The following is a 21,737-nucleotide window of genomic DNA, read 5'->3' as shown; positions in this document are numbered from 1 at the left end:
CTCAGAGCAGCGCCACCAGGTCGGCGAGATCTGCGGGGCCGGATGCGGAAGCGTCCGGCCCCGCATCCGTTCCGATCTTCGCCCGTACGCGCTGCACGACGGGATCCGTCTCGTCGGCCCGACCCCGCAGCACCGCCGCGAGCACCAGAGCGTGCCGCGCGTCGTCCGGGCGGTCGGTCGCGGCGAACAGCTCCGCGGCGGCGAGCGCCGCATCCGCCATGATCGGCTGGTCGCCCGATGCGACCGCGAGCTCGATGCCGGCGCGCGCCTCGTCGCGCGCCTCGTCGAAGCGGTCGGCAAGCACGAGAGCCTGGGCATGACGCGAGTGCATCCAGGCGTGGATCTGTGGCGGGATCCCCGGCAACGATCCGTCCCGCAGTGCGAGCGGCAGGGTCTCCAGGATGCCCAGGGCAGCAGGCCCGTCGCCCATGATCACCTCGAAGGTCACCACGGTGATGGCCGCCTGGAGCATGGCGCGGTCGGAGCCGTCGCGGCGGGCCGCCTCCTGCATCCCGACCAGACGTTCCCGCGCCTCGTCTATGCGATCGAGCCGCACCAGCAGCACGATCGCGAAAGCCTGCTGCTGCAGCTGATCGGAGGCCGAGGTGAGTCCCTCAAGCGCGCTGCTGGCCGCATCCGTGATCTCCAGCGCCTCCTCGAGCCGGCCGTGCAGCATGAGCCACTCCGAGCGCATCTGGCTGGCCAGGGCGATGCCCCACGTGTCGCCCACCTCTCGTAGCAGGCGCAGCGCCTGCTCGCTCTGACGGTCGAGCCGTTCGATGTCGCCGCCGTTCTGCGCGATGGCCGCCTCGATCGCGGCGACGACGCCGCGTGACCAGGTCGGCGCCCCCGCGAGGTCGGCGGGGTCCAGGCGGAAGTTCGGCAGCCAGGGCGTGCCGGGGCGGCCGTCACCGATGGCTCGAGCCTGGGCCTTCAGAAGGACGGGCAGGATGAGCGACAGCTCGGACGGATGCGCCGCCGCGGCTTCCGCGAGCCGATCCGCGTCCTCGGCGGTGAAACCGCCCGTGACCTGCGCGTCGGCCGAGGCGAAGATCAGTCGCACGCCGGTGATGACCACGCCCGCTTCGGAATCGAGCGTGGCCTCGGCGCCGACGAGTTCAAGGGCGGCGCGCAGGGCTTCGAGCCGCTCGCGCATGATCCACGCCCAGATCTGCGCGCGTACGAGCTCGACGGCCGTCTCGCTCATCTGCGCTCGCGCACCGCTCCAGCGGGTGGCGGCGGCCAGGTTCTCCTCGTTGGCGTCGAACCAGGCGATCGCGGAACGCACCGCGGGCGTGCGCAGCTCGGCGTCGCGCTCGAGGGCCCTCCGCGCGAGCACCCGCGCCTGCGAGTCGCGTGCTCGCTCCTCGGACCCGCCGTGGCGCAGCTGTTCGATGCCGTACTCGCGGACCGTCTCGAGCACGCGGAACCGCCCGCGCGCCCGCTGCACGAGCGAGCGGTCGACGAGTTCGTCGAACACGCTCGCGGGCAGGGCGAAGGCCTCGGCGACCGCCCCCGCATCGGCCGCGTCGATGCCGTCCGGGAACACGGCCAGGGCGAGCAGTCCCTCGCGCTCGGGCTCGCCGAGCAGGTCCCAGCTCCAGTCGATGACCGCGCGCAGGGTCTGGTGGCGGGCCGCCGCCGAACGGGGGCCGCGATCGAACAGTGCGAACCGGTCGGATAGCCCGGACTCCAGCTCGTCGACGCCGAGTGTGCGCGCCTTCGCGCCGGCCAGCTCCAGGGCGAGGGGAAGCCCGTCGAGGTGCCGCGCGATGCGCGCGACGGCCGGCAGCTCCTCGGGGGTGGGTTCCGTGCCGCGCGCGGCGAGGATGCGGGCGGCGAGAAGAGCGGTGGCGTCCGCATCCGGCAGCGGACCGAGCTCGACGAATGCCTCGCCGGGCAGCCCCAGCGGCTCGCGGCTCGTGACCAGCACCCTCACGCCCGGCGTCGTGAGCACGGTCGCCGCGACCTCAGCCGTCTCCTGCAGCACATGCTCTGCGTTGTCGAGCACCAGCAGAACCGCGCGACCCGCGAGAGCGGCGAGCACACTGTCCGCCGCGGAGAGCTCGCCCGCGGGGTTGTCGGTGAGCCGGATGCTGCGCCCGAGCGCCGTGACCACCGCGTCCCAGACCTCACCCGGCTGGGCCGGCGCGAGCTCGACGAAGAGGGCGGGCGGCCGGTGCCTGGCGGTCTCGAGGGCGAGGGTCGTCTTTCCCGCGCCGCCCGGACCCAGCAGCGTGACGAGTCGGAAGGTCTGCAGTTGCGACGAGATGAGGGCGAGCTCCTCCGCGCGACCCACGAGCTGGGTGAGAGCCGCCGGGATCGCCGGCACGGGCGTCGGCGCTTCCTCCGTCGACGGCGCCGCACCCCGGGCGAGCCGCTCGGCGTGCGCGCGGTCTTCGAGAAGGTCTCGCAGCACCCAGTCGAAGCCGTCGACAAGCCATGGCTCGCCGCGCCACAGGGCGAGCGCCTCACGCGCGAGGGATGCGGGTTCCGCGGCGGCGCGTGCCGCCTGCACGAGGTCGGCGAAGCGCACGACGTCGACGTCGTCGCGCGAGACGTCGAGGGCGTAGCCGCCGGGTTCCGCGCGGAGGATCCCCTGGGGCAGCGTCCGCCGCATCCGCGACACGAGGGACTGCAGCGACGCGCGCGGGTCCTCCGGGGGATCGTCGGGCCACACGTCTTCGGCCAGGGCGCGGTAGCTGACCGTCGTTCCCGCATCCAGCGCGAGCCTCAGCAGCAGCGCACGCTGGCGCGATCCGCGCACCTCGATGGGCGAGCCCGCCGCATCCTCGGCCGCGAAACCGCCGAAGAACTGCAGCCGCATGCTCTCACTGTAGAACGCGCCCGCATCCGAACCCGCCCCGCCCCTCGGCCGCGAGAGGGGCTATGCCCCGACCCGGGCCTCAGGCGCGGGTGGTGACGTGCTCGGCGAACAAGCCCGGCCACGCCATGACGCCGTAGGGACTGCGGGCGACGATCAGGCGGCTGTCGTCGATGAGCTCGCGCAGGGTCCGCGCGGTCTTGAGCGGATGCGTGCGGTCACCCGTCCAGGCGAGGATGAGGGTGGGCACCTCGATGCGGGCGATGCGCTTCTTGGGCGGAAGGTCGGTTGCGGCGGCTCCCCGCAGCACGATCGGCAGCAGCTCCGCCGGCACGGTGGGGCGGGTCTCCGGCGCGTCCGCGAGGGCCGGTGGAACGGGAGCCGTGTTGCCGATCTCGAGCAGGGCGGCGAGGCCCCCGCGCTCGACGAGTTCGGCGTTCGCCCGGTAGACGTCGCCCTGCGCCCGGCGCCGCTTGTAGGCGGTGGGCGGCGTGACGAGCGTGAGCGTCGAGAAGCGGCGCCGGTCGGCGGCCGCCGCGTGCAGCAGGGTGCCGGTACCCATCGATGGACCGACGCCGTGCACCTTCTCGCCGGGCGCGACGGCGTCCAGCAGCATGAGCAGGTCTTCGGCGAGCGCGTCCCAGCCGTAGTCCGATTCGCGATCCGTGCCGCTCGATCTTCCGTGGCCGCGCGCGTCGTAGCGCAGGATGCGGTGCCCGCGCAGAGCCCGACCGAGATCCAGGCCCAGCTGCGCATCGCGGCTGCGGCTCGAGGTCAGCCCGTGAAGCTGCACGACGAGGGGCCCCTCATCGCCGGTGATGTCGTAGTCGAGGCTCGCTCCCCGCACGCGTAGCGCCGGCATCCGCGTCTCCGTTCCCACCCGTCCACTGCCCGCAATCTGCGCCCCTTAGACTACGGCGCCATGCGCCTGACCAATGTCGCCCACCTCCGGCTCCCGCCCGGGCGGCTGCACAGCTACGACGTCGTGATCGAGGCGACGGATCAGGAGCTGCCCGTCTCCTTCGATCAGGGCCGCCATGTGGGCGAGGGCGATCGGCCGGGATCGTGGATGGCGATCTCTTTCCGCCTTGCGGGCGCCGAGCGCCAGGCTCTGGGCCGAGCATGGGATGCGGTGGTCGCCCGTCACGGCACGCTGCGCTCCGTCTTTCGCACAGGCGAGCGCGTGCGCCTGTTCGCCGGCGAGCAGACGCCCGGCGTGTGGCGCACGCATCCCACCGTCGGCGGGATGGCCGAAGCGCTGCGGGAGGCGTTCGATGCCGGCTGCCGCCCGCACGCGGCAGGCTCCTTCCTGTTGTGTCTCGTCGAGCCGGATGCGGGCGAGCCGATCGTCGTCATCGGCAGTGACCACGCCCACGTCGATATGTGGTCGCTCCTCGTGCTGGGTCGTGATCTGGACCGTGCGCTGCGCCGCGTGCAGAAGGGCGAAGAGCCAGACCTGACGCCCGCGCATCCGTTCGCCGAACACACCGCGCAGCTGGAGGCGATGGGCGAGTCTCCTGCCGACGTGCGCGACGAATGGGAGCGCCTGCTCGCTGCCGGCGGGCAGGCCATGCCGCGCTTCCCGCTGCCGCTCGGCGACATGAGTCGTCCTCACGACGAGGTCGTGGAGGTACGCGACGTGCTCGATCCCGCACAGGTCGTGGAGCTGACCCGAGTCGCCCACGAGCGAGGCGTTCGGCCGACCGCGGTCGCGCTCGCGGCGGTCACGCGGGCCACCCGTCGTGTCGCCGACGCACCACTGCGCGCCGTCTTCCCCGTGCACAGCCGGAACGATCCACGCTGGACCGATGCCGTGGGATGGTTCATCACGAACTCGGTCATCGAGTGCGAGAGCGGCGACCCCGAAGCCTGCGCCGCGGATGTCCGCCGGGCGCTGCAGCTCGGATCGCATCCGCTGGCACCGGTGTTCGCACCGCGCGGGGGGATGCCCCGCACACCGGGCATGTTCGCACTGTCGTGGCTGGACACGCGTCGCCTTCCCGTCGCCGTCGACGACCCGCAGGCGTCGTGGATCTCCGCGGTGATCCGAACCAACGGCGTGATGATCTGGTTCGTCATCAACGACACCGGCCTGCACCTGCGATGCCGTTACCCCGACACCGCCGAGGCGCGCATCTCGCTCACTCTGTGGCTGGATGCGGTGGAGAGCGAGCTGAAGGCGGCGGCGACCGCATCCCTTCCCGTCGCGGGCTGAGCGGCGCTCACCCGGCGGCGACGACCCGGAAATGGCGCAGGGCCAACGGTGCCTCGAGGTACCGCTCTTCGCCGGGGAAGGTGACGGGCTCGGTGCGCCAGCCCGTACCCGCGTAGGCGACCAGATCCGCGTCGTCACGCCAGGCGGAGACGTACTGGATGCGGCGCGGCTCCGCCTCGTCCACGAGGACCTCGTGGACGAGGCCGTGGTATCGATCAGGGAAGTCGGCGACGAGCTCACGCAGCCGGTCGAGGAACTCCTGCTCGGCGCCGGCGCGCACGATCGCCTCGGATACGCGGAGGATCATGGCGGCAGGCTAGCGAGCGGCACGCCACGCGCACCGTTCGATGTCTGCCAATCCGGCGCCGATGGCGGACGGATGCGATCTCTCGCCGTAGCAGGCGGCATCGATCCCGGCGCGTGCGCTGAGCTCAGACGCGGCGCAGCTCGTCGCTCACCCGGTCTGCGGTGGCCTGCAGCGTCGGCAGGTAGCTCTGCACCAGGTGCTCGACGCTGTCGCGCGTCGCCGATGACGAGACGTTGATCGCGGCCCCGATCCGACCACTGCGATCGCGCACACCGACGGCGATCGAGCGCAGCCCCGCCTCGAGCTCGCCGTCCACGACGGCCCATCCCTGGGCTGCGACCCGATCGAGCTCGGCGTCGAGGCGCGCCGCATCCGTCAGGGTCCGGTCGGTGAGCGGATGCAGGTGCGCCAGCGCATCGGCGCGAGCGGATGCGGGCAGCGCCGCCAGCAGCACGCGCCCCATGCTCGTGGCGTACGCCGGGAACCGGGTGCCGATCGTGATGCGCACGCTCATGATGCGCCGGGCCGGCACGCGGGCGATGTAGACGATGTCGGCGCCGTCGAGCACGGCCGCCGACACGCTCTCTCCGACCTCGCGCGACAGCAGTTCGAGGTGCGGCTGGAGCACCTCCGGCAGCGACAGCGACGACAGGTAGCTGAAGCCGAGCTCGAGCACCCGCGGCGTGAGGGCGAACAGGCGTCCGTCGCTGCGCACGTAACCGAGGCTCACGAGGGTGTGCAGGAAGCGGCGGGCGGCCGCGCGCGTGACCTCGGCGCGGCGCGCGACCTCGCTCAGGGTGAGCTCCGCGTGATCCGCGTCGAACGCGCGGATGACCGCGAGGCCGCGGGCGAGCGACTGCACGAACTCGCCGGATCCGTCGCCCTGCTCGCTCATCCGCTCACCATATCGGCGCCGGTCACCTCTCGAGGACGACGGCGAGACCCTGTCCGACCCCGATGCAGATCGCGGCGACCGCGACGCCCCCGCCGCGACGAGCGAGCTCGTGCGCCGCGTGGCCGATGATGCGACCGCCGGACGCGCCGAGGGGATGGCCGATGGCCAGCGCACCGCCATGGATGTTCACCCGCTCGGGATCGAGGTCGGGCCATCCGGCGATGCACGCGAGGCTTTGCGAGGCGAACGCCTCGTTCAGCTCGACGACGTCGACGTCGTCCCACGTGAAGCCGGCGCGGGCGAGCGCCTTGTTCGCGGCCTCGATGGGCGCGATGGGGAACACATCGGGGTCGACGCCGTGGGCGGCACGGGCGGCGATGCGCGCTAGCGGTTCGCCCGGCAGCGCTCCCTCCGCGGCCACGAGCACCGCGGAGGCGCCGTCGTTGATGGGCGACGAGTTGCCCGCGGTGACCGAGCCATCGCCGTCCGACGCGAACAACGCGCGCAGACCCGCGAGCTTCTCGACCGAGGTGTCGGGGCGGATGCTCTCATCGCGGGGGAGTTCAGCGCCGGGGACCTGCACGATCTCGCCGTCGTACACACCGGCGGCCCACGCCTCGGCGGCCAGGCGGTGCGAGCGTGCGGCGAACGCATCCTGCGCCTCGCGAGAGACGCCCCACTCGCGCGCGATCTTCTCCGCGGACTCGCCGTTGCTGATCGTCCAGGGCTTCGGCAGCGCGGGGTTTGTCATGCGCCAGCCGATCGCCGTGTTCCACAATGTCTGGTTACCCACGGCGGGCCATGGTTTGGCCGACTTCTCGACGACGAAGGGCGCGCGGCTCATCGACTCGACACCTCCGGCCAGGATGATGTCGGCGTCGCCGGACTCGATCGCACGGGACGCCTGGATGACGGCCTCTACCGACGAGGCGCACAGGCGGTTGACGGTGGCACCCGTCACGGTCGTCGGGAATCCCGCGAGCAGCGCGCCGAAGCGGGCGACGTTGCGGTTGTCCTCGCCCGCCTGGTTCGCGTCGCCGAAGATCACGTCGTCGATGCGCGCCGGGTCGAGGCCGGTGCGTTCGACGGCGGCGCCCATGACGAGCGCGGCGAGGTCGTCCGGCCGAATGCCGGAGAGCGCGCCCCCGGCACGCCCGAAGGGCGTGCGGACGGCGTCGTAGACGAAGCTCGCGGTCATTTCTCCTCCTGGGACGCGGATGCGGCCGCCGCATCCGTCGCATCGATGAGATCGAGACCGGTGAGCTCGCGCAGCTCCTCGATCGTGTTGTCACCGAACGCCTCGATGACGGCGAAGCCCGCGTCCGTGATCTCGAGGACCGCGTGGTCCGTGTACACGCGCGAGACGCAGCCCACGCCGGTGAGCGGGTACGTGCAGGCGGCGACGAGCTTCGGCTCGCCGGCGCGGGTGAGCAGGTCGGTCATGACGTAGACCGACCTGGCGCCGATCGCGAGATCCATGGCGCCCCCCACGGCGGGGATCGCGCCGGGTTCGCCCGTCGACCAGTTCGCCAGGTCGCCGTTCTGCGCGACCTGGAACGCGCCGAGCACGCACACATCGAGGTGCCCGCCGCGCATCATGGCGAAAGAGTCGGCGTGGTGGAAGTACGCGGCACCCGCGACGGCCGTGACGGCCTGCTTGCCGGCATTGATGAGGTCGGGGTCGATGCGGTCGGGCGCGGGCGCGGGCCCCATCCCCAGCAGGCCGTTCTCGGTGTGCAGCACGATCTCGCGGTCGGCGGGCAGATGGTCGGCGACGAGCGTCGGCGCCCCGATGCCGAGGTTCACGACCGCGCCGTCGGGGATGTCGGCCGCGATACGGCGGGCGAGGTCTGCGCGGGGGATGCGGGTGGTCATCGCTGCTCCTGGTTCTCGAGGGGGCGGCCCTCCAGGTCGGTGCCGCCGATGAACACGCCGTCCTTCAGCCAGCGCCGCTCGCCGACCGCGACCACACGATCGACGTACAACCCCGGGGTCACGACCGTCTCGGGGTCGATCGAACCCAGCGGCACGATCTCGTCGACCTGCACGATCGTCGTGGTCGCCGCGGCCGCCATGATGGGCCCGAAGTTGCGGGCGGTCTCGCGGTAGACGAGATTTCCCCAGCGATCCGCCGCGCGGGCCGAGACCAGCGCGTAGTCGGCGCGGATGGGGTGCTCGAGCACGTAGGTGCGTCCGTCGATCTCACGGTGCTCCTTGCCCTCGGCGAGCTCGGTGCCGACGCCGGTCGGCGAGAAGAACGCACCGATCCCGGCGCCGGCGGCACGGATGCGTTCGGCGAGGTTGCCCTGCGGGACCAGCTCCAGCTCGATGCGGCCCGAGCGGTAGAGGTCGTCGAAGACCCAGGAGTCGGACTGCCGGGGGAAGGAGCAGACGATGCGACGCACACGTCCTGCGGCCAGCAGTGCGGCGAGTCCCGTATCGCCGTTGCCGGCGTTGTTGTTCACGATCGTGAGGTCGCCCGCGCCGTGCGCGATGAGGGCATCGATGAGTTCTACGGGTTGGCCGGCGCGACCGAACCCGCCGATCATGACGGTCGAGCCGTCCTCGATGCCGGAGACCGCCGACGCGATGTCGGCGACAGTCTTGTCGATCACACATCCTCCTTCGGAAGTGTTCGCTCTGCGAACGCAAGTGCGGCTGGCGAACATTGTATCGCGCGAACCCGCCCCGCACCATCCTCGGCACCCCTGCTCAAGGGACGCGAACTGCGCCCTGGAAGCCGGAAACGCCGCGTTTTGGGTCCCTCGAGCGCGTGGGGGCGGGGGAAGGGCGGTTGGCTATTGCGCGTAGCTTTACGGCTATGTATAGTTCCAATCATGACCTCCTCCTCTTCCTCCGCCACCGCGACGCAGCGACTCCGCGTCGACGGCGGCGAGATCGGCTTCGACGTCGCGGGCGAGGGCCCCCTCCTGCTGCTCGTGCCCGGAATGGGCGAGCTGCGCTCCTCGTACCGACACCTCACCCCCCTCCTCATCGCGAAGGGCTACCGCGTCGCCACCGCCGACCTCCGCGGTCACGGCGACAGCTCCGCCGACTTCGCCGTCTACGGCGACGTGCCCACCGCATCCGACATCGCGGCCCTCGTGCGGAACCTCGGCGCCCCGGCGACGATCGTCGGCAACTCGATGGCAGCGGGCGCCGCGGTGATCGTCGCCGCCGAGCACCCGGAGCTCGTGTCGGGGCTCGTTCTCGTCGGCCCGTTCGTGCGCATCCCGCCGAGCCAGAGCGCGGTCGCGGCCCTGATGTTCCGGATCCTGATGGCCCGCCCCTGGGCCGTCGCCGCCTGGAACGCGTACCTGCCCACCCTGTACTCGGGCGCGAAACCCGCCGACTTCGAGACCTACCGCGCCGCGATGATCCAGGCGATGCGGCGCCCCGGCTACGCGCGGTCCTTCCGCCTCACCACGCGCACCGACCACAGCGATGCCGAGCGGAGCCTCGCACGCGTCACCGCCCCCGCGCTGGTCGTCATGGGCAGCGCCGACCCCGACTTCGCCGACCCCGCCGCCGAGGCGACGTGGATCGCCCAGACCCTGCACGGCACGAGCGTCATGATCGAGGATGCGGGCCACTACCCGCAGTCCCAGCAGCCCGAACGCACGGCCGACGCCATCCTCGCGTTCCTGCGCGAAGGGACCGACCGTGCCTAGGGCCGGGCTCACACCCGCGATCGTCATCGAACGCGCCGCAGCTCTGCTCGACGCTCCGGATGCGGGCCCGTTGAGCTTCGCCGCGCTCGCCGACGACCTCGGCGTTCGCGCGCCGTCGCTCTACAAGCACGTCGACGGGCTCTCGGGGCTGGAGCGGGGCGTCATGCTGCGCGCCAAGACCGAGCTCGGGCACACCCTCGCCCGCGCGACGGTGGGTCGCTCCCGCGGCGACGCCATCCGCGCAATGGGACACGCCTACCGCGACTGGGCGCTCGCCCACCCGGGCCAGTACCCGCTGACGATCACCGCCCCGGCGGCGGACGACGAGGAGGACGAGCGGGCCTCCTCGTCCGTCCTCGAGGTGGTCACGGGTGTGCTCGTGGGCTACGGACTCGAGGGCGACGAGGCGATCGACGCGATCCGCTTCCTGCGCGCGAGCCTGCACGGTTTCCTCTCGCTGGAGACCTCGCACGCGTTCGAGCTCCCCGTCGACATCGAGCGCAGCTTCGCGCGGGCGATCGACACCGTCGCCGCGTCCTTCGAGACCTGGGGGCGGGCGTGAGCACCGTGGCGGCGCACCGGGCGCCGATTCCCGCCGCGCCCGTACCGGCGATCCACCGCATCGAAGGCGCCGCCATCGCAATCGCCACGGTCGTCGTGTTCGTGACGGCCGGGTTCGCGTGGTGGTGGTTGGCCGCGCTCTTCCTGCTGTTCGATCTGTCCATGCTGGGCTACGCGTTCGGCATCCGCGTCGGTGCGCTCGTCTACAACCTCGCCCACAACTACGCGGCGCCCCTGACGCTCCTCGGCCTGTACACCGCACTGGCCGCCACCGGCCTCGCAGCGCCCGCCCTCGCCATCATCGCCGCCTGCTGGCTGTTCCACGTCGGCGCAGACCGCGCCCTCGGCTACGGCCCGCGTCCGAAGACGTGGCCGGATGCGGCGGCCCCTGCCACGCGGTGACATTTGTCACCGCGTGCGGTGACGCAGCGACACTGCCGCGGCGGCCGATCGACTGATGTCCTGAAGGAGCGATGTCGCCCGCGTCGCGCAGGAGACACGCACCTCAGGACACCATGAAGAAACGCACCAGGATCACGCTCACCGTCGCCGCAGCCCTCGTCCTCACCCCGGCGGTCGCCATAGGCGCGATGGCCACCGTGAACGCCATCGCGACGAACTCCGAAGCCTCCCGGATCGAGTCCTACGGACAGCGGGTGAGCGTCGAGGGCCGCGAGATGAACGTCGTCATCAGCGGCGATCACGAGCAGACGGTCGTGCTGCTTCCCGGACTCGGAACGGCAGCCCCCGGTCTCGATTTCGCTCCGCTCATCGACCAGCTCGACGACGACTACCGCGTGATCGCCGTCGAGCCGTTCGGCACGGGGCTCAGTGACGGGACCCCCGTCCCCCGCACCTCCGAGAACATCTCCCGCGAGGTGCACGAGGCCCTGCAGCAGCTCGGGGTGCAGAAGTACGTGCTGATGGGCCACTCGATCGCCGGGATCTACGCGCTCACCTACACCTCGCTCTTCCCCGACGAGGTGACCGCGTTCGTGGGCATCGACAACAGCGTGCCAGACCAGCCGGGGTCCGACGAGCCGATCTCCACTGACGCGATGGTGCTGCTGAACGACCTCGGCATCACCCGCGCGCTGCAGGCGATCTCGCCGGACCCCTACGAGGGGCTCCCCTACGACGAGCAGACGAAGCAGCAGATGCGCATGCTCGCCACTCGCAACACGACGGCCGCCACCATGGTCGATGAGATGCAGTACGCGAGCCGGAACTTCGCGGATGCGAGCGGCGCGAGCTTCCCCGCATCCCTCCCGGTCCTGCTGTTCGTCCGGGAGAACGACACGGATGTGGCCGACTGGGTGTCACTGCACGAACGCCAGGCGTCGTCGGCGGACCGCGGCGAGCTCATCGTCATGACCGGCGACCACTACCTGCACCACACGTTGTCGGCGCAGATCGCGGCCGAGACGAAGCGGTTCCTCGACGGCTGACGCACCGCGGGCGGCGGGGGATCGCACTCCCCCACCGCCCGCGTTGACGCCGTTCGGATCAGGCGTCGGTCCCGCTCTTGCCGGCGGAGCGCCGGCGCAGGCGCACGGCCACCACGACGAGAACGAGAGCCAGCAGCAGCGGGAGGACGACCCGCACCGTCATCGCCAGACCACCCCACTCCCGCACGTCGCCCTGCACGGCCGTGCCACCCACGACGTTCCACGTGACCAGCAGCGCCGAGACGAACGCTCCGACGTAGATCGTCCCGGTCTTGTGGAAGAAGTACGTCGACAGAGCGCCGACGACCGCCAGCACGACGATGAACGGGTACCCGATGATCGTGAGCAGCGACTCGCCCGGAAGCGCGAGCTCACCGCTGACGAACAGCGGGACGTAGTTGATGACCTCCAGCACGACGAAGCCGGCGGGCAGCACGATCGCGGAGGCGATCATCTCGGAGCGCATCGAGGAGGCGCGCCCGGTCCACCGGAGCGTGCGGTGGAGCGTGAAGGTGAGCATCAGGAAGAACGCCGTGAACGGCAGCAGGTACAGGGCGAACAATGCGAAACGCGTCGCGGTCAGCGGCTGCAGCTGCAGGACGTAGAAGCGGAAGTCGCTCTTGAACAGCCAGTCGGAGATCACCACGAGCAGGTAGGCCGCGCCCACGCTGAGCAGCGAGAGCACCGCGGCCCGGCCGATCAGCGCGCCGCGCCGAAGCGCCGGCGCACCCTCGACCTCGGCCGCGCGCACGGATGCGAGCGGGTTGCGGCGGCGCTGCACCCACGCGGTAACCGCGTAGATCGCGAGGCCGATGAGTCCGTTCAGCAGCGCCCAGACGACGATGCCGGTCGAGTAGGACTGCCCGAACACGGGGCCGGCCGGGATCCAGGCGGCACCCCAGGTGTTGAACCAGAAGAACGTGAACGCAGGGATGCCGGTCGTGAGGATCGCCGAGACGATCCACGGCCAGCCCCACCGGCTGCCCGCGGCCGTTGGCACGGGCCGGCGGATGGCCGAGAAGAATCCGGTCGCCAGCAGGAGTCCGCCCGTGGCGAAGATCACGAGCACACCGCCGATCATCGCGACGAGGGTGCCGAGCTCCTTGATCCACCAGGTCTGACCGGCCGCGTCGTGGCCGCCCTCGAGGGTCTTGTCGAACCACGCCACGATCTCCTGCGTCACGGCGGGATCGTGGGTCACGCCGGGGTGGTTGTTCGCGGGGCGCAGGAGTTCGCGCGCGGTGCCGTCGTCGATGGAGCCGTACAGCTGGCCGGGAACGACCGGCTCGTCGGTTCCGAACATCGTCATGAGCTTCGGGCTCGACGTCAGATCGCGCGTGTTGGGCGAGGCCCACATCGATCCGGAGAACTCCTCCCACTCGGCAAAGACGACGAGGGTGTTGCGCGGGAAATCGGGCGTTCCTTCCGGGCCGAAGAAGCCGGTGGCGGAGTCCAGCAACACCATGGATGCGTATCCCTCGGGGAAGGCGGCCGCGGCGTTCATCACGGTCGAGCCGCCGAGCGAGTGCCCCTCGAGTCCGATGTTGTCGGGGTCGACGATGTCGAGGCCACGAAGGTACGCGAGCCCTGCGGGACCGTTGAAGCCGTTCCCGAACGCGGGGGCGTCAGAGCGACCGTGTCCTGCCTGGTCGAGGGCGAGGACGACATAGCCGCGGCGGCTCAGCTCGACCGCGTTCGCCGTCTGCATCTCGCGCGAGTTGACGTAGCCGTGCACGGCGAGCACCGCGGGCGCCGGAGTCTCGGGGGTGGCCGTCGCGGGCACGTAGAGAAGCCCGGACACACTCGTGCCCGCGGTACCGGTGAAGGTGACGTCGCGCACCTGGACGGAGCCCGCCGATGTCTGCACGAGGGCCGCCGCGGCACCGCCGGCCAGCACGAGAGCGACGGCGATCGCGAACAGCGACCACAGCCTCACGAGGGATCGGGGAGAGGACATGAGAACCAACTTCCTTGTTGTGTGCGAGGGGAGGGCGGACTGATTCGGGTCCGGCCTGCCTCGGAGTGTAGGGATGCGGCGACAACGAGAACGGACGGCGAAGCCGTTCTGCACCGATGTGCATGCGCGCACATCATTCTGGCTCACATTCCGCTCATTTGCTGCACATCGGTTCTGCTCAGGCAACTTGAGTGCTGTGTGGGCAACCGCTCGACCGGGGCCAGGCCGTCACCTGAGACGATCGATGCATGGACGCCCCGCTCCCCATCGAGCTCGAGGCGTGGCCGCGCCGCCAGCACTTCGAGCACTACCTCCGCACCGTGCCGTGCACGTACGCGATCACCGTCGAGGTCGACGCGACGGCGTTCGCCGCCGCCGTGAGACGGACCGGGCGGCGCACCTACATCTCGCAGATTTGGGCGCTCGCCCTCCTCGTCAACCGTCACGACGAGTTCCGGATGACAATGGACGACGCCGGCGCACCGGCCGTGTGGGGGCAGACGCATCCCTCCTTCACGATCTTCAACGCCGAACGCGAGACGTTCGCGAGCGTCTGGACCCCCTTCGATGCGGACTACGCCGCCTTCCACGACGCCGCGGGTCAGGTCATCGCCGAGCACGCCGGCACGACGGAGTTCTTCCCGCAGGGAGCGCCGCCGCCCAACAGCTTCGACGTCTCGAGCCTGCCCTGGACGGCGTTCACCGGGTTCACCCTGAACATCGACGGCGGCTCGCGACACCTGGCGCCCATCTTCACCCTCGGCCGCTACGTCGAGCGCGAAGGGCGACTGCTCCTCCCCCTCGCGCTCCAGATCCACCATGCCGTCGCCGACGGGTTCCACACGGCGCGGCTCGTCAACGAGTTCCGCGAGCTCCTCGCCGACCCCGGTTGGGTGGCCGACTGAAATCCGGCACGACCGGCAGAATGGGCACATCATGGTGCCGCGCGAACAGACGAGCGATCCGCAGGGGTCCGACCTCGTCTACGGATGGCTGAATCCCGCATCCGCCGAGACCGACGTGCAGGACAACGACGACGTCATCATCGTGTCGGGAATGACGGGCGAGCCGCCCTCGGTGCGGGCGAGCTTCGCGCTCGGCGCGTTGGAGGTCGCTCTCGTCGCCGGCGGGGCCGTCGACGTCGCGCCGTGGGAGACGTCACGCCAATGGCAGGGCGTGGTGGTTGGCTACCTCGTCTCGGGATCGATGAGCGTCTCGCAGGACGAGCGGACGGTCGAGCTCGGGCCCGGCGACGTCGTGCTCTACACCGGCGCCCACGGCTACCGCCTCAGCTCCCCGGGTGCGCACGAATACCTGCTCGTGCGCATTCCGACCTCCGTCCTGGCGCTGCGCCACGGCGAGCTCACGACGCTGCTCGCGGCCGACCTCACCCCGCTGGGCTCGACACCTCTGCTCCGCGCGGTGATGTCGACGCTGGCGTCACCGGATTCGCGGCCTTCCGACGCTGCCGCCGGCCATGTCGCCGATGCGCTCGTCGCCGCTGTGCACGCGGTGCTCGCCGACGGGCGCGAACCGGGCACCGCGACCGTGCTCTCGCTGTTTCACTCGCTCGTGCTGTGGGTCGAGGAGCACCTGCAGGATGCGGAGCTCGATGCCGGTCGGATCGCCCACGCACAGGGGCTGTCGCCCCGCGCCGTGCGGCGGGTCTTCGCCGCCAACGGCGTGACGGTCTCGGGCCTGGTACGCGACCGACGACTGGAGCGCATCCGCGATGAACTCGTCGACCCTGCTCACGCCCGCGAGAGCATCGGCACGATCGCTGCGCGGTGGGGCTTCCCCGATCCCGCCACCCTCTCGAGCGCCTTCACGCGGCGCTACGGCGCCTCGCCGCGTCGATACCGGGCCGACGTGCAGCGGCAGGGGCAGCCCGGCGCCGCAGACTGATCACTCCTCGGCGAAGACGTCCTTGACGATGCGGAAGGCGGTGTTCGCCGCCGGCACGCCGCAGTAGACCGCCGACTGCAGCACGACCTCGACGATCTCGTCGCGACTCAGCCCGTTGCGCTGCGCGGCGCGCACGTGCATCGCGAACTCCTCGTGGTGACCGAGGGCGATGAGCGCCGTCAGGACCGCGATCGACCGGTCGCGTCGGGCCAGGCCGGGCCTGGACCAGATGTCACCCCAGGCGTAGCGCGTGATGAGGTCCTGGAAGTCTGCGGTCTCCGGGGCCGTGCCGGCGACCGCGCCATCGACGTGGGCGTCGCCCAGTACCTCGCGGCGCACCCGCATCCCGTCGTCGTAGCGCTCCCCGTCGGTGCGCCCCTCCCCGCTCGGCCGGCTCATCGGGCGACCTCGCGGAAGAACTCGCGCAGCACCGCCGCGGTCTGCTCCGGCTCCTCGGCGGGCGGCAGGTGCGCGGCGGAATCGATCACCGCGACGCGCCCGTCGCGGACGCCCTCGGCGATCTCGACGCTCTTCGCCTCGGGTGCCACCTGGTCGTCCCGGCCGAAGACCGCGAGGACGGGAGCCGCGATCTCGCCCAGCCGCGGGCGCACGTCGTACGCCGCGAGCGCTTCGCAGCACGTGGCGTAGCCCTCATCGTCCGCATCCTGCAGCGCGTGCAGCAGCCGGCCGCTCAGCTCAGGGCGACGCTCGATCGAGCCCGGGGCGAACCAGCGCTGGGCCGACCCGATGATCATCGACGAGGTGGACTGCGCGCGCACCTGGGCCGCCCGTTCCCGCCAGCTCGCCGCATCGCCCAGCTGAGCGCCGGAGGCGACGATCGCCGCGCCGCGCACGAGGCCCGCATGGCGCAGGAGCAGTTCGAGCCCGGTCGCACCGCCGAGCGATACGCCGGCATAGAGGATGCGGTCGCCACCGATCGCGCGGACCGCGTCGGCGACGGCGTCGGCGATCTCCGCGACCGTGAACGGCGCGGTCGGGGCGGGTGCCGCTCCGTGGCCGGGAAGGTCCCAGCTCACCACGCGGTAGTCGTCCACGAGGAGCGGAACGACGTCCTCCCACAGGATCGTGGATGTGCCCAGCGACGGGCCGAGCACGACCAGCGGAGCATCGGCAGGACCCGTCGGCTCGGTCAGGGCGATCGCAGGTTGCGTCATGCAGACTCCTCCGTCGGCGCTTCGAGGCTCTCGCGGGCGGCATCCGCCGGGGCGTCGGCGACCGCCCTGTCGACGATCGTCCCCGCGAGGCCGGTGTACGCGGCCGGATCAAGGAGGGCGTCGACGTCGTCGGCGGGATGCGGGGCGCCGGGCACACGATCGAGCGCGGCCTCGAGCGCGTCGCGCACGCGGCCGCGGAGGTCGCCGCCCGCGGTCGCGGCGCCGACGATCCGGCGCACCTCGTCGGATCCGATGACAGGCGCGAGCACGATGGACAGCCGTTCCGACACCAGCAGGCCGTCGGTCTCGGCCAGCGCACGGGCCACGGCGTCCTCATCGACCTGCAGTCCGGTCACGAGCGTGTGCGTCGTCTCGGCGGCACCGAGCGCGAGGCGCAGCAGCTCCCGCAGCGTCGGCCACTCCGCGTGCCACGCCCCGTCGGGACGTTCATCCGCGGCGAGCGCGGCCGCGAGGTGCAGCGTGGCTCCCAGCTGCGGTGCACGTAGCGCCGCCGAGCGTACGAGCACGGCGCCGGTGGGGTTGCGCTTCTGGGGCATCGCACTCGATCCGCCCCCGACGCCCTCCGCGAGCTCGCCGATCTCGGTGCGCGAGCCGGTGGCGACATCCGTGGCGAGCTTGCCGAGTGCGTCGATCGCCTGCACGAGCGCGTCGCCGAGCTCGGTGACGGGCCAGCGTGAGACGTGCCACGGCGCGTCGGGGGCGGCGAGCGCAAGCTCGGCGGCGTACGCGGACGGGAGGGAGGATGCCGCATCCGTCCCGCCGATCTCGACGAAGGACGCGAGGGTGCCGCCCGCGCCTCCCAGCTGCGCGGGCAGCTGCCCGACGGCGTCGCCGAGGCGGACTCGCGCCCGGGTGACACCGCGCAGCCACCCCGCCGCGCGGGCGCCGATCGTGGTCGGCACGGCATGCTGCGTCAGCGTGCGGGCGGCAGCGACCGTGTCGCGATGGACGACGGCGAACCCGGAGAGCTGCGCCTCAACCTGTCGGAGCACGCCCAACAGGTGCAGCCCCGCGCGCCGGGAGACCAGCATGAGCGCCGAGTCGAGGATGTCCTGGCTCGTGGCACCGCGGTGCAGCCAGGGACGCACCTGGATCGACGCCCGATCGTCGAGCCGCGCGATGAGCGGGATGACGGGATTGCCGCCCGCGACGGCCGCACTCGCCAGCCGGGCGGTGTCGAGCCAATCGGCGTCGACGAGCACGCCGCCCCCAGACCAGCCGAACTCTTCGGATGCCGCAGCGGAGACCGCATCCGGGGCGACACCGACGACCGCCCAGGCCCGCACGAGGGCGACCTCGGCGGTCACGAGAGCGGCAGCCACGGCGTCGTCGGCCACGAGGGCGTCGTGCGACACCGTCACCGGGGAGAGCAGCCCCACATCCGTGAAGGGCGCCCCGGGTTCGTCAGAAGGCAAGGAAAACGGTCTCCTTCTCGCCCTGCAGGTGGATGTCGTGGGTGAGATCACCCTCGGGCGTGCGCGTCGCGATGAGCGTAGCGCGCTCGTGGGGCTCGAGCGAGGAGAGCAACGGATCCGCCGCGAGCAGCTCTTCGTCGTCCGGCAGGTAGATGCGCGTGTGCAGCTTGTTCGGGAGCCCGCGAGCGAAGACGACGGCCGCGAAGAACGGGGCCTTGCCGTCGATCGGGCCCGGGTTGCGCGTCCAGAAGTCATACGCGCCCTCATCCGTCGTGAAGCTGCGGCCGAAGCCGGTGAAGGTGTGGTCGTCGCGGCGACGTGCGCCGCGTGCGCGGGAGATCGTGCCGTCGGTGTCGGCGCCCCAGATCTCGATCACGGCGTCGGGGATCGGCGCCCCCGCACCGTCGTAGATCGTGCCCGACAGCACGATCGCGCCGCTGGAGTGCGGGAAGACGACCTCGTGCATCTTGGGGTACTCGAGACCGAAGGCGAAGAAGGGTCCGACCGTCTGGCCGGAGGTGGCGGGAAGGCGCGTGGCTTCGGTCATCTCAGTGCTCTCCCTCGGGCTCGAACCAGGTCGCATCCGGGCCGTCGACGACGATGTCCCAGCGGTAGCCCATTGAGAACTCGGGCACCGTGAGGTCGTGGTCGTAGGCAGCGATCAGACGGTCGCGATCGCGCTGATCGCGGATGGTGTTGTAGATCGGGTCGAGCGCGAACAGCGGGTCGCCGGGGAAGTACATCTGCGTGATCAGGCGCTGGGTGAAGCCGCTGCCGAAGAGCGAGAAGTGGATGTGGGCGGGGCGCCAGGCGTTGATGTGGTTCTTCCACGGGTACGGGCCGGGCTTGATCGTGGTGAACGCGAAACCGCCGTCGTCCCCCGTGATCGTGCGGCCGGCGCCGGTGAAGTTCGGATCCAGCGGTGCCGGATGCTGGTCGCGCTGGTGGATGTAGCGACCGGCCGCGTTGGCCTGCCAGATCTCGACGAGCTGGTTGGCCAGAGGCCGCCCCCAGCTGTCGAGCAGGCGCCCCGTGACGGTGATGCGCTCGCCCTGCGGCTCGCCGCGGTGCTGGAGCGTCAGGTCGGACTCGATCTGGGCGACGTCTCGCTGACCGTAGGCGGGCGAGAACAGCTCGATGGTCTCGGGGTCGACGAGCCGCGGGTTCTTGGTGGGGTGGCGCAGCAGGCTCGAGCGGTAGGGCGCGAAGTCGTAGAGCGTGGTGGGCACGTCCTCGCCGGCGGCCACGCGACGGGCGGCGTCGGCATGCGCGTCCGCGATCTCCTGGTTGATCTTCGACTGCGTGGGCATGTCGGCAGAGGCCAACAGCGACTCGGGAGCCGCAGCCTGGGGCGGAGGGGTGGACATGGAACCGTCTCCTTCGACGTTCACGAGTGGGACCTCCAGCGTTACCCGACGTGTCGGACGCGCTCTCTTCGATTCTCACTCAGTGAGAATGTGCCCCGCGGAGCGCCTTCGTCAGATCCTTCGCCGCCTGCACGACGAGCGGGGCGAGTCGCCTCTCGTCGGCGCCGTCGAGGTGGGTGACGACGCCGAGCGCCGTGGCCGGAAGCCGCGAGACCGTGCCGAGAGCGGCGGCGACGGAGATGTTGCCGAGGGTCATCTCCTCGCGGGTCACGGCATAGCCACGGCGACGGGTGAGCGCGATGTCGGCCCGCAGCACCTCCGGGTCGGTGATCGAATGCCGGGTTTCGGGCACGAGGGGAGCCGCCAGGTAAGCATCGAGCCAGGCCTCGTCGCACGTCGCGAGCAGCGCACGCCCCACACCCGTCGTGTGCAGCGGGTGACGCCCGCCGGCTCGCCCGAGGGTCGGCACCGAGGCTCGGCCCGTGATGCGGCCGGCGAACAGCACGACCGCCTCCGGCGGGGTCGGGGCATCGAGCACCGCCAGATGGACGTTCTCCCCGGTCGCCTCGTACAACCGCACGAGGTGGGGCAGCGACTGCTCGCGCAGCCGCAGGGCGAGAGGCGAGAGTTCGCCGATCTCCCACATCCTGGCGCCGACGGCGTACGCGTGCGCCGACGTGCGCTCGACGAGGCCCTCGTCGATGAGCTGCGCGAGGAGGCGATGCACCGTGGAGAGGGGCAGGTCCGCACGGCCGGCCAGCTCGGCGGCGGTGAGCTCGGGGGCATCTTCATCGAACGCCCGCATGAGCGCCATCGCCCGACGCAGCACGCCATCCGCCATGCCCTCACCCTAGCCGCGGGTGTCGCGCGAGCTTGTGGCCTTGGTCCACCCGCTGCCGATGTCCCACTTGCCGCAGCGCATGTCCCACTTGCTGCAGCGCATGTCCCACTTGCCGCAAGAATTCATCCCCAAACCTGCAGAAAGTGGGACATGCCCAGCGAGGGCCTGCAGAAAGTGGGACATGCCCAGCGAGGGCCTGCAGAAAGTGGGACATGCCCAGCGAGGACCCGCAGAAAGTGGGACATGCGTACGACGGGATGCGTGAGATGGTGGCGGCATGGCCAACTCGCCGAGCGGCGACTCGATGACGGCACGCATCGTGCGCGTGCTCGAGACGTTCACTGCCGACCGCACGGTGCAGACGGCGGCGGAGATCGGCCGGCGCGCGGGGCTTCCCGCATCCACCGCGCACCGCATCGTCGACGACCTTGTCGGCGAAGGTCTGCTCGAACGCGACGAGGAACGGCGCATCCGCATCGGCATGCACCTGTGGGAGCTCGCGCTGCGCGGATCGACGGCGCTGCGGCTGCGGCAGGCGGCGCTTCCGGCGATGTCGGCCGTGCAGGACGCCATCCGCGAGCACACGCAGCTGGCCGTGCTCGAGGCCGGTGAGGCGCTGTTCGTCGAGCGACTGTCGCATCCGGATGCGGGCGCGAACATCACCCGCATCGCGGGGCGCCTCCCGCTGCACGCATCCTCCGCAGGGCTCGTGCTTCTCGCGCATGCTCCCGCCGCCCTCCGCGAGCGCGTGCTCGACGCGCCGCTGCGGCGCGTGGCTCGCCAGACCGTGACGGATGCGGCTGAGCTGCGCCGCATCCTCACCCGCATCCGGCGCGACGGTTACGTGATCGCGCCGGGCTCGATCGAGTCGGTGTCGACGGGCGTCGCCGTGCCGCTGCGCGAAGAGGGCGAGGTCATCGCGGCGCTCTCGGTCGTGCTGCCGCGTGACGCCGATGCGCAGCTCGCCCTGCCGCCGTTGCGGAAGGCCGCCGCCGAGATCGAAGCGGGACTGCGCGACCCCCGGGCCTGAGCGCCCCACCCGGCAACCCTCGAACGCCACGGCCTCCGGCTCCGCCCGCCCCGCCGGTCGCCGCGGCCCCGCATCCGCCACCTTTCACGACTGCCGCGCCTGCGC

At 71.4% G+C, this 21,737-nt stretch carries 22 protein-coding genes; 8 read left to right on the top strand and 14 right to left on the bottom strand.

The window, feature by feature from the left end; translation table 11 throughout:
* Position 1 precedes the first annotated feature (1 nt).
* The gene (locus tag ACYVJS_RS08965; RefSeq protein WP_460739605.1) at positions 2-2,827 is read right to left on the bottom strand and encodes an ATP-binding protein; all 2,826 of its coding nucleotides are present in this window, start codon (positions 2,825-2,827) and stop codon (positions 2-4) included.
* Between the two features lie 79 nt (positions 2,828-2,906).
* Positions 2,907-3,686 (bottom strand): alpha/beta fold hydrolase, encoded by a 780-nt coding sequence (locus ACYVJS_RS08960; protein WP_344231064.1) that lies wholly within the window; start codon positions 3,684-3,686, stop codon positions 2,907-2,909.
* A 60-nt stretch (positions 3,687-3,746) separates the two neighbouring features.
* Here ACYVJS_RS08960 and ACYVJS_RS08955 point away from each other — a divergent pair, with 60 nt between their 5' ends.
* Positions 3,747-5,039 carry a condensation domain-containing protein gene (locus ACYVJS_RS08955; protein ID WP_460739604.1) on the top strand — a complete coding sequence of 431 codons (1,293 nt, stop codon included), beginning with the start codon at positions 3,747-3,749 and terminating at the stop codon, positions 5,037-5,039.
* Between the two features lie 7 nt (positions 5,040-5,046).
* On the opposite strand, the gene ACYVJS_RS08950 is transcribed toward ACYVJS_RS08955, so the two are convergent.
* The 5 genes from ACYVJS_RS08950 to ACYVJS_RS08930 all read right to left on the bottom strand — a co-directional run bounded on the left by ACYVJS_RS08950 (position 5,047) and on the right by ACYVJS_RS08930 (position 8,856).
* Positions 5,047-5,346 carry an antibiotic biosynthesis monooxygenase gene (locus ACYVJS_RS08950; protein WP_460739603.1) on the bottom strand — a complete coding sequence of 100 codons (300 nt, stop codon included), beginning with the start codon at positions 5,344-5,346 and terminating at the stop codon, positions 5,047-5,049.
* A gap of 124 nt (positions 5,347-5,470) precedes the next feature.
* Positions 5,471-6,241 carry an IclR family transcriptional regulator domain-containing protein gene (locus ACYVJS_RS08945; RefSeq protein WP_460739602.1) on the bottom strand — a complete coding sequence of 257 codons (771 nt, stop codon included), beginning with the start codon at positions 6,239-6,241 and terminating at the stop codon, positions 5,471-5,473.
* 22 nt (positions 6,242-6,263) lie between these two features.
* Positions 6,264-7,439 carry a thiolase family protein gene (locus ACYVJS_RS08940; RefSeq protein WP_460739601.1) on the bottom strand — a complete coding sequence of 392 codons (1,176 nt, stop codon included), beginning with the start codon at positions 7,437-7,439 and terminating at the stop codon, positions 6,264-6,266.
* Complete coding sequence (locus ACYVJS_RS08935; RefSeq protein WP_460739600.1) at positions 7,436-8,116, bottom strand: 3-oxoacid CoA-transferase subunit B; 681 nt, start codon at positions 8,114-8,116, stop codon at positions 7,436-7,438. Before ACYVJS_RS08935 ends, ACYVJS_RS08940 begins: the two co-directional genes overlap by 4 nt.
* Positions 8,113-8,856: a 3-oxoacid CoA-transferase subunit A gene (locus ACYVJS_RS08930; protein WP_460739599.1), complete on the bottom strand. Its 744-nt coding sequence runs from the start codon at positions 8,854-8,856 to the stop codon at positions 8,113-8,115. The genes ACYVJS_RS08935 and ACYVJS_RS08930 overlap by 4 nt, the downstream gene beginning before the upstream one ends.
* Positions 8,857-9,078: 222 nt before the next feature.
* On the opposite strand from ACYVJS_RS08930, the gene ACYVJS_RS08925 reads away from it, so the two are divergent.
* The 4 genes from ACYVJS_RS08925 to ACYVJS_RS08910 all read left to right on the top strand — a co-directional run bounded on the left by ACYVJS_RS08925 (position 9,079) and on the right by ACYVJS_RS08910 (position 11,921).
* Positions 9,079-9,912 carry an alpha/beta fold hydrolase gene (locus tag ACYVJS_RS08925; RefSeq protein ID WP_460739598.1) on the top strand — a complete coding sequence of 278 codons (834 nt, stop codon included), beginning with the start codon at positions 9,079-9,081 and terminating at the stop codon, positions 9,910-9,912.
* Positions 9,905-10,474, top strand: a complete 570-nt coding sequence (locus ACYVJS_RS08920) for a TetR-like C-terminal domain-containing protein (RefSeq protein WP_460739597.1) — start codon at positions 9,905-9,907, stop codon at positions 10,472-10,474. Before ACYVJS_RS08925 ends, ACYVJS_RS08920 begins: the two co-directional genes overlap by 8 nt.
* Positions 10,471-10,875 carry a DUF4260 family protein gene (locus ACYVJS_RS08915; RefSeq protein ID WP_460739596.1) on the top strand — a complete coding sequence of 135 codons (405 nt, stop codon included), beginning with the start codon at positions 10,471-10,473 and terminating at the stop codon, positions 10,873-10,875. Before ACYVJS_RS08920 ends, ACYVJS_RS08915 begins: the two co-directional genes overlap by 4 nt.
* Before the next feature lie 113 nt (positions 10,876-10,988).
* Positions 10,989-11,921, top strand: a complete 933-nt coding sequence (locus ACYVJS_RS08910) for an alpha/beta fold hydrolase (protein ID WP_460739595.1) — start codon at positions 10,989-10,991, stop codon at positions 11,919-11,921.
* Between the two features lie 58 nt (positions 11,922-11,979).
* On the opposite strand, the gene ACYVJS_RS08905 is transcribed toward ACYVJS_RS08910, so the two are convergent.
* Positions 11,980-13,878 (bottom strand): alpha/beta hydrolase family protein, encoded by a 1,899-nt coding sequence (locus ACYVJS_RS08905; RefSeq protein ID WP_460739594.1) that lies wholly within the window; start codon positions 13,876-13,878, stop codon positions 11,980-11,982.
* A gap of 248 nt (positions 13,879-14,126) precedes the next feature.
* On the opposite strand from ACYVJS_RS08905, the gene ACYVJS_RS08900 reads away from it, so the two are divergent.
* Both ACYVJS_RS08900 and ACYVJS_RS08895 read left to right on the top strand, forming a co-directional pair.
* Positions 14,127-14,783, top strand: a complete 657-nt coding sequence (locus ACYVJS_RS08900) for a CatA-like O-acetyltransferase (RefSeq protein ID WP_460739593.1) — start codon at positions 14,127-14,129, stop codon at positions 14,781-14,783.
* Positions 14,784-14,814: 31 nt separating this feature from the next.
* The gene (locus ACYVJS_RS08895; RefSeq protein WP_460739592.1) at positions 14,815-15,783 is read left to right on the top strand and encodes a helix-turn-helix domain-containing protein; all 969 of its coding nucleotides are present in this window, start codon (positions 14,815-14,817) and stop codon (positions 15,781-15,783) included.
* Here ACYVJS_RS08895 and pcaC read toward each other — a convergent pair whose 3' ends face one another.
* From pcaC to ACYVJS_RS08865, 6 genes are all read right to left on the bottom strand, one after another.
* Positions 15,784-16,182 (bottom strand): 4-carboxymuconolactone decarboxylase, encoded by a 399-nt coding sequence (gene pcaC, locus ACYVJS_RS08890; RefSeq protein WP_460739591.1) that lies wholly within the window; start codon positions 16,180-16,182, stop codon positions 15,784-15,786.
* Positions 16,179-16,958 (bottom strand): alpha/beta fold hydrolase, encoded by a 780-nt coding sequence (locus ACYVJS_RS08885; RefSeq protein ID WP_460739590.1) that lies wholly within the window; start codon positions 16,956-16,958, stop codon positions 16,179-16,181. Before ACYVJS_RS08885 ends, pcaC begins: the two co-directional genes overlap by 4 nt.
* Positions 16,955-18,394, bottom strand: a complete 1,440-nt coding sequence (locus ACYVJS_RS08880) for a lyase family protein (protein WP_460739589.1) — start codon at positions 18,392-18,394, stop codon at positions 16,955-16,957. Before ACYVJS_RS08880 ends, ACYVJS_RS08885 begins: the two co-directional genes overlap by 4 nt.
* The gene (gene pcaG / locus ACYVJS_RS08875; RefSeq protein ID WP_460739588.1) at positions 18,384-18,941 is read right to left on the bottom strand and encodes a protocatechuate 3,4-dioxygenase subunit alpha; all 558 of its coding nucleotides are present in this window, start codon (positions 18,939-18,941) and stop codon (positions 18,384-18,386) included. Before pcaG ends, ACYVJS_RS08880 begins: the two co-directional genes overlap by 11 nt.
* A 1-nt stretch (position 18,942) precedes the next feature.
* Positions 18,943-19,761 carry a protocatechuate 3,4-dioxygenase subunit beta gene (pcaH, locus tag ACYVJS_RS08870; RefSeq protein WP_460739587.1) on the bottom strand — a complete coding sequence of 273 codons (819 nt, stop codon included), beginning with the start codon at positions 19,759-19,761 and terminating at the stop codon, positions 18,943-18,945.
* A gap of 79 nt (positions 19,762-19,840) precedes the next feature.
* Complete coding sequence (locus tag ACYVJS_RS08865) at positions 19,841-20,602, bottom strand: IclR family transcriptional regulator (RefSeq protein WP_460739586.1); 762 nt, start codon at positions 20,600-20,602, stop codon at positions 19,841-19,843.
* A gap of 277 nt (positions 20,603-20,879) precedes the next feature.
* Between ACYVJS_RS08865 and ACYVJS_RS08860 the strand changes: the two genes are divergently transcribed.
* Positions 20,880-21,632, top strand: coding sequence for an IclR family transcriptional regulator (locus ACYVJS_RS08860; protein ID WP_460739585.1), 753 nt, complete (start codon positions 20,880-20,882; stop codon positions 21,630-21,632).
* Positions 21,633-21,737: the final 105 nt, after the last annotated feature.

This window comes from Microbacterium neimengense, assembly GCF_054782995.1.
This window is presented reverse-complemented; position numbering and strand designations above follow the sequence as displayed.

Bases quoted from the DNA above. Each gene is read 5' to 3' on its own strand.
- ACYVJS_RS08895 (WP_460739592.1), top strand. From the start codon at position 14,815: ATGGTGCCGCGCGAACAGACGAGCGATCCGCAGGGGTCCGACCTCGTC.
- ACYVJS_RS08900 (WP_460739593.1), top strand. From the start codon at position 14,127: ATGGACGCCCCGCTCCCCATCGAGCTCGAGGCGTGGCCGCGCCGCCAG.
- pcaG (WP_460739588.1), bottom strand. From the start codon at position 18,941: ATGACCGAAGCCACGCGCCTTCCCGCCACCTCCGGCCAGACGGTCGGA.
- ACYVJS_RS08910 (WP_460739595.1), top strand. From the start codon at position 10,989: ATGAAGAAACGCACCAGGATCACGCTCACCGTCGCCGCAGCCCTCGTC.
- ACYVJS_RS08940 (WP_460739601.1), bottom strand. From the start codon at position 7,439: ATGACCGCGAGCTTCGTCTACGACGCCGTCCGCACGCCCTTCGGGCGT.
- ACYVJS_RS08965 (WP_460739605.1), bottom strand. From the start codon at position 2,827: ATGCGGCTGCAGTTCTTCGGCGGTTTCGCGGCCGAGGATGCGGCGGGC.
- pcaH (WP_460739587.1), bottom strand. From the start codon at position 19,761: ATGTCCACCCCTCCGCCCCAGGCTGCGGCTCCCGAGTCGCTGTTGGCC.
- ACYVJS_RS08905 (WP_460739594.1), bottom strand. From the start codon at position 13,878: ATGTCCTCTCCCCGATCCCTCGTGAGGCTGTGGTCGCTGTTCGCGATC.
- pcaC (WP_460739591.1), bottom strand. From the start codon at position 16,182: ATGAGCCGGCCGAGCGGGGAGGGGCGCACCGACGGGGAGCGCTACGAC.
- ACYVJS_RS08950 (WP_460739603.1), bottom strand. From the start codon at position 5,346: ATGATCCTCCGCGTATCCGAGGCGATCGTGCGCGCCGGCGCCGAGCAG.
- ACYVJS_RS08860 (WP_460739585.1), top strand. From the start codon at position 20,880: ATGGCCAACTCGCCGAGCGGCGACTCGATGACGGCACGCATCGTGCGC.
- ACYVJS_RS08865 (WP_460739586.1), bottom strand. From the start codon at position 20,602: ATGGCGGATGGCGTGCTGCGTCGGGCGATGGCGCTCATGCGGGCGTTC.
- ACYVJS_RS08945 (WP_460739602.1), bottom strand. From the start codon at position 6,241: ATGAGCGAGCAGGGCGACGGATCCGGCGAGTTCGTGCAGTCGCTCGCC.
- ACYVJS_RS08925 (WP_460739598.1), top strand. From the start codon at position 9,079: ATGACCTCCTCCTCTTCCTCCGCCACCGCGACGCAGCGACTCCGCGTC.
- ACYVJS_RS08885 (WP_460739590.1), bottom strand. From the start codon at position 16,958: ATGACGCAACCTGCGATCGCCCTGACCGAGCCGACGGGTCCTGCCGAT.
- ACYVJS_RS08960 (WP_344231064.1), bottom strand. From the start codon at position 3,686: ATGCCGGCGCTACGCGTGCGGGGAGCGAGCCTCGACTACGACATCACC.
- ACYVJS_RS08955 (WP_460739604.1), top strand. From the start codon at position 3,747: ATGCGCCTGACCAATGTCGCCCACCTCCGGCTCCCGCCCGGGCGGCTG.
- ACYVJS_RS08935 (WP_460739600.1), bottom strand. From the start codon at position 8,116: ATGACCACCCGCATCCCCCGCGCAGACCTCGCCCGCCGTATCGCGGCC.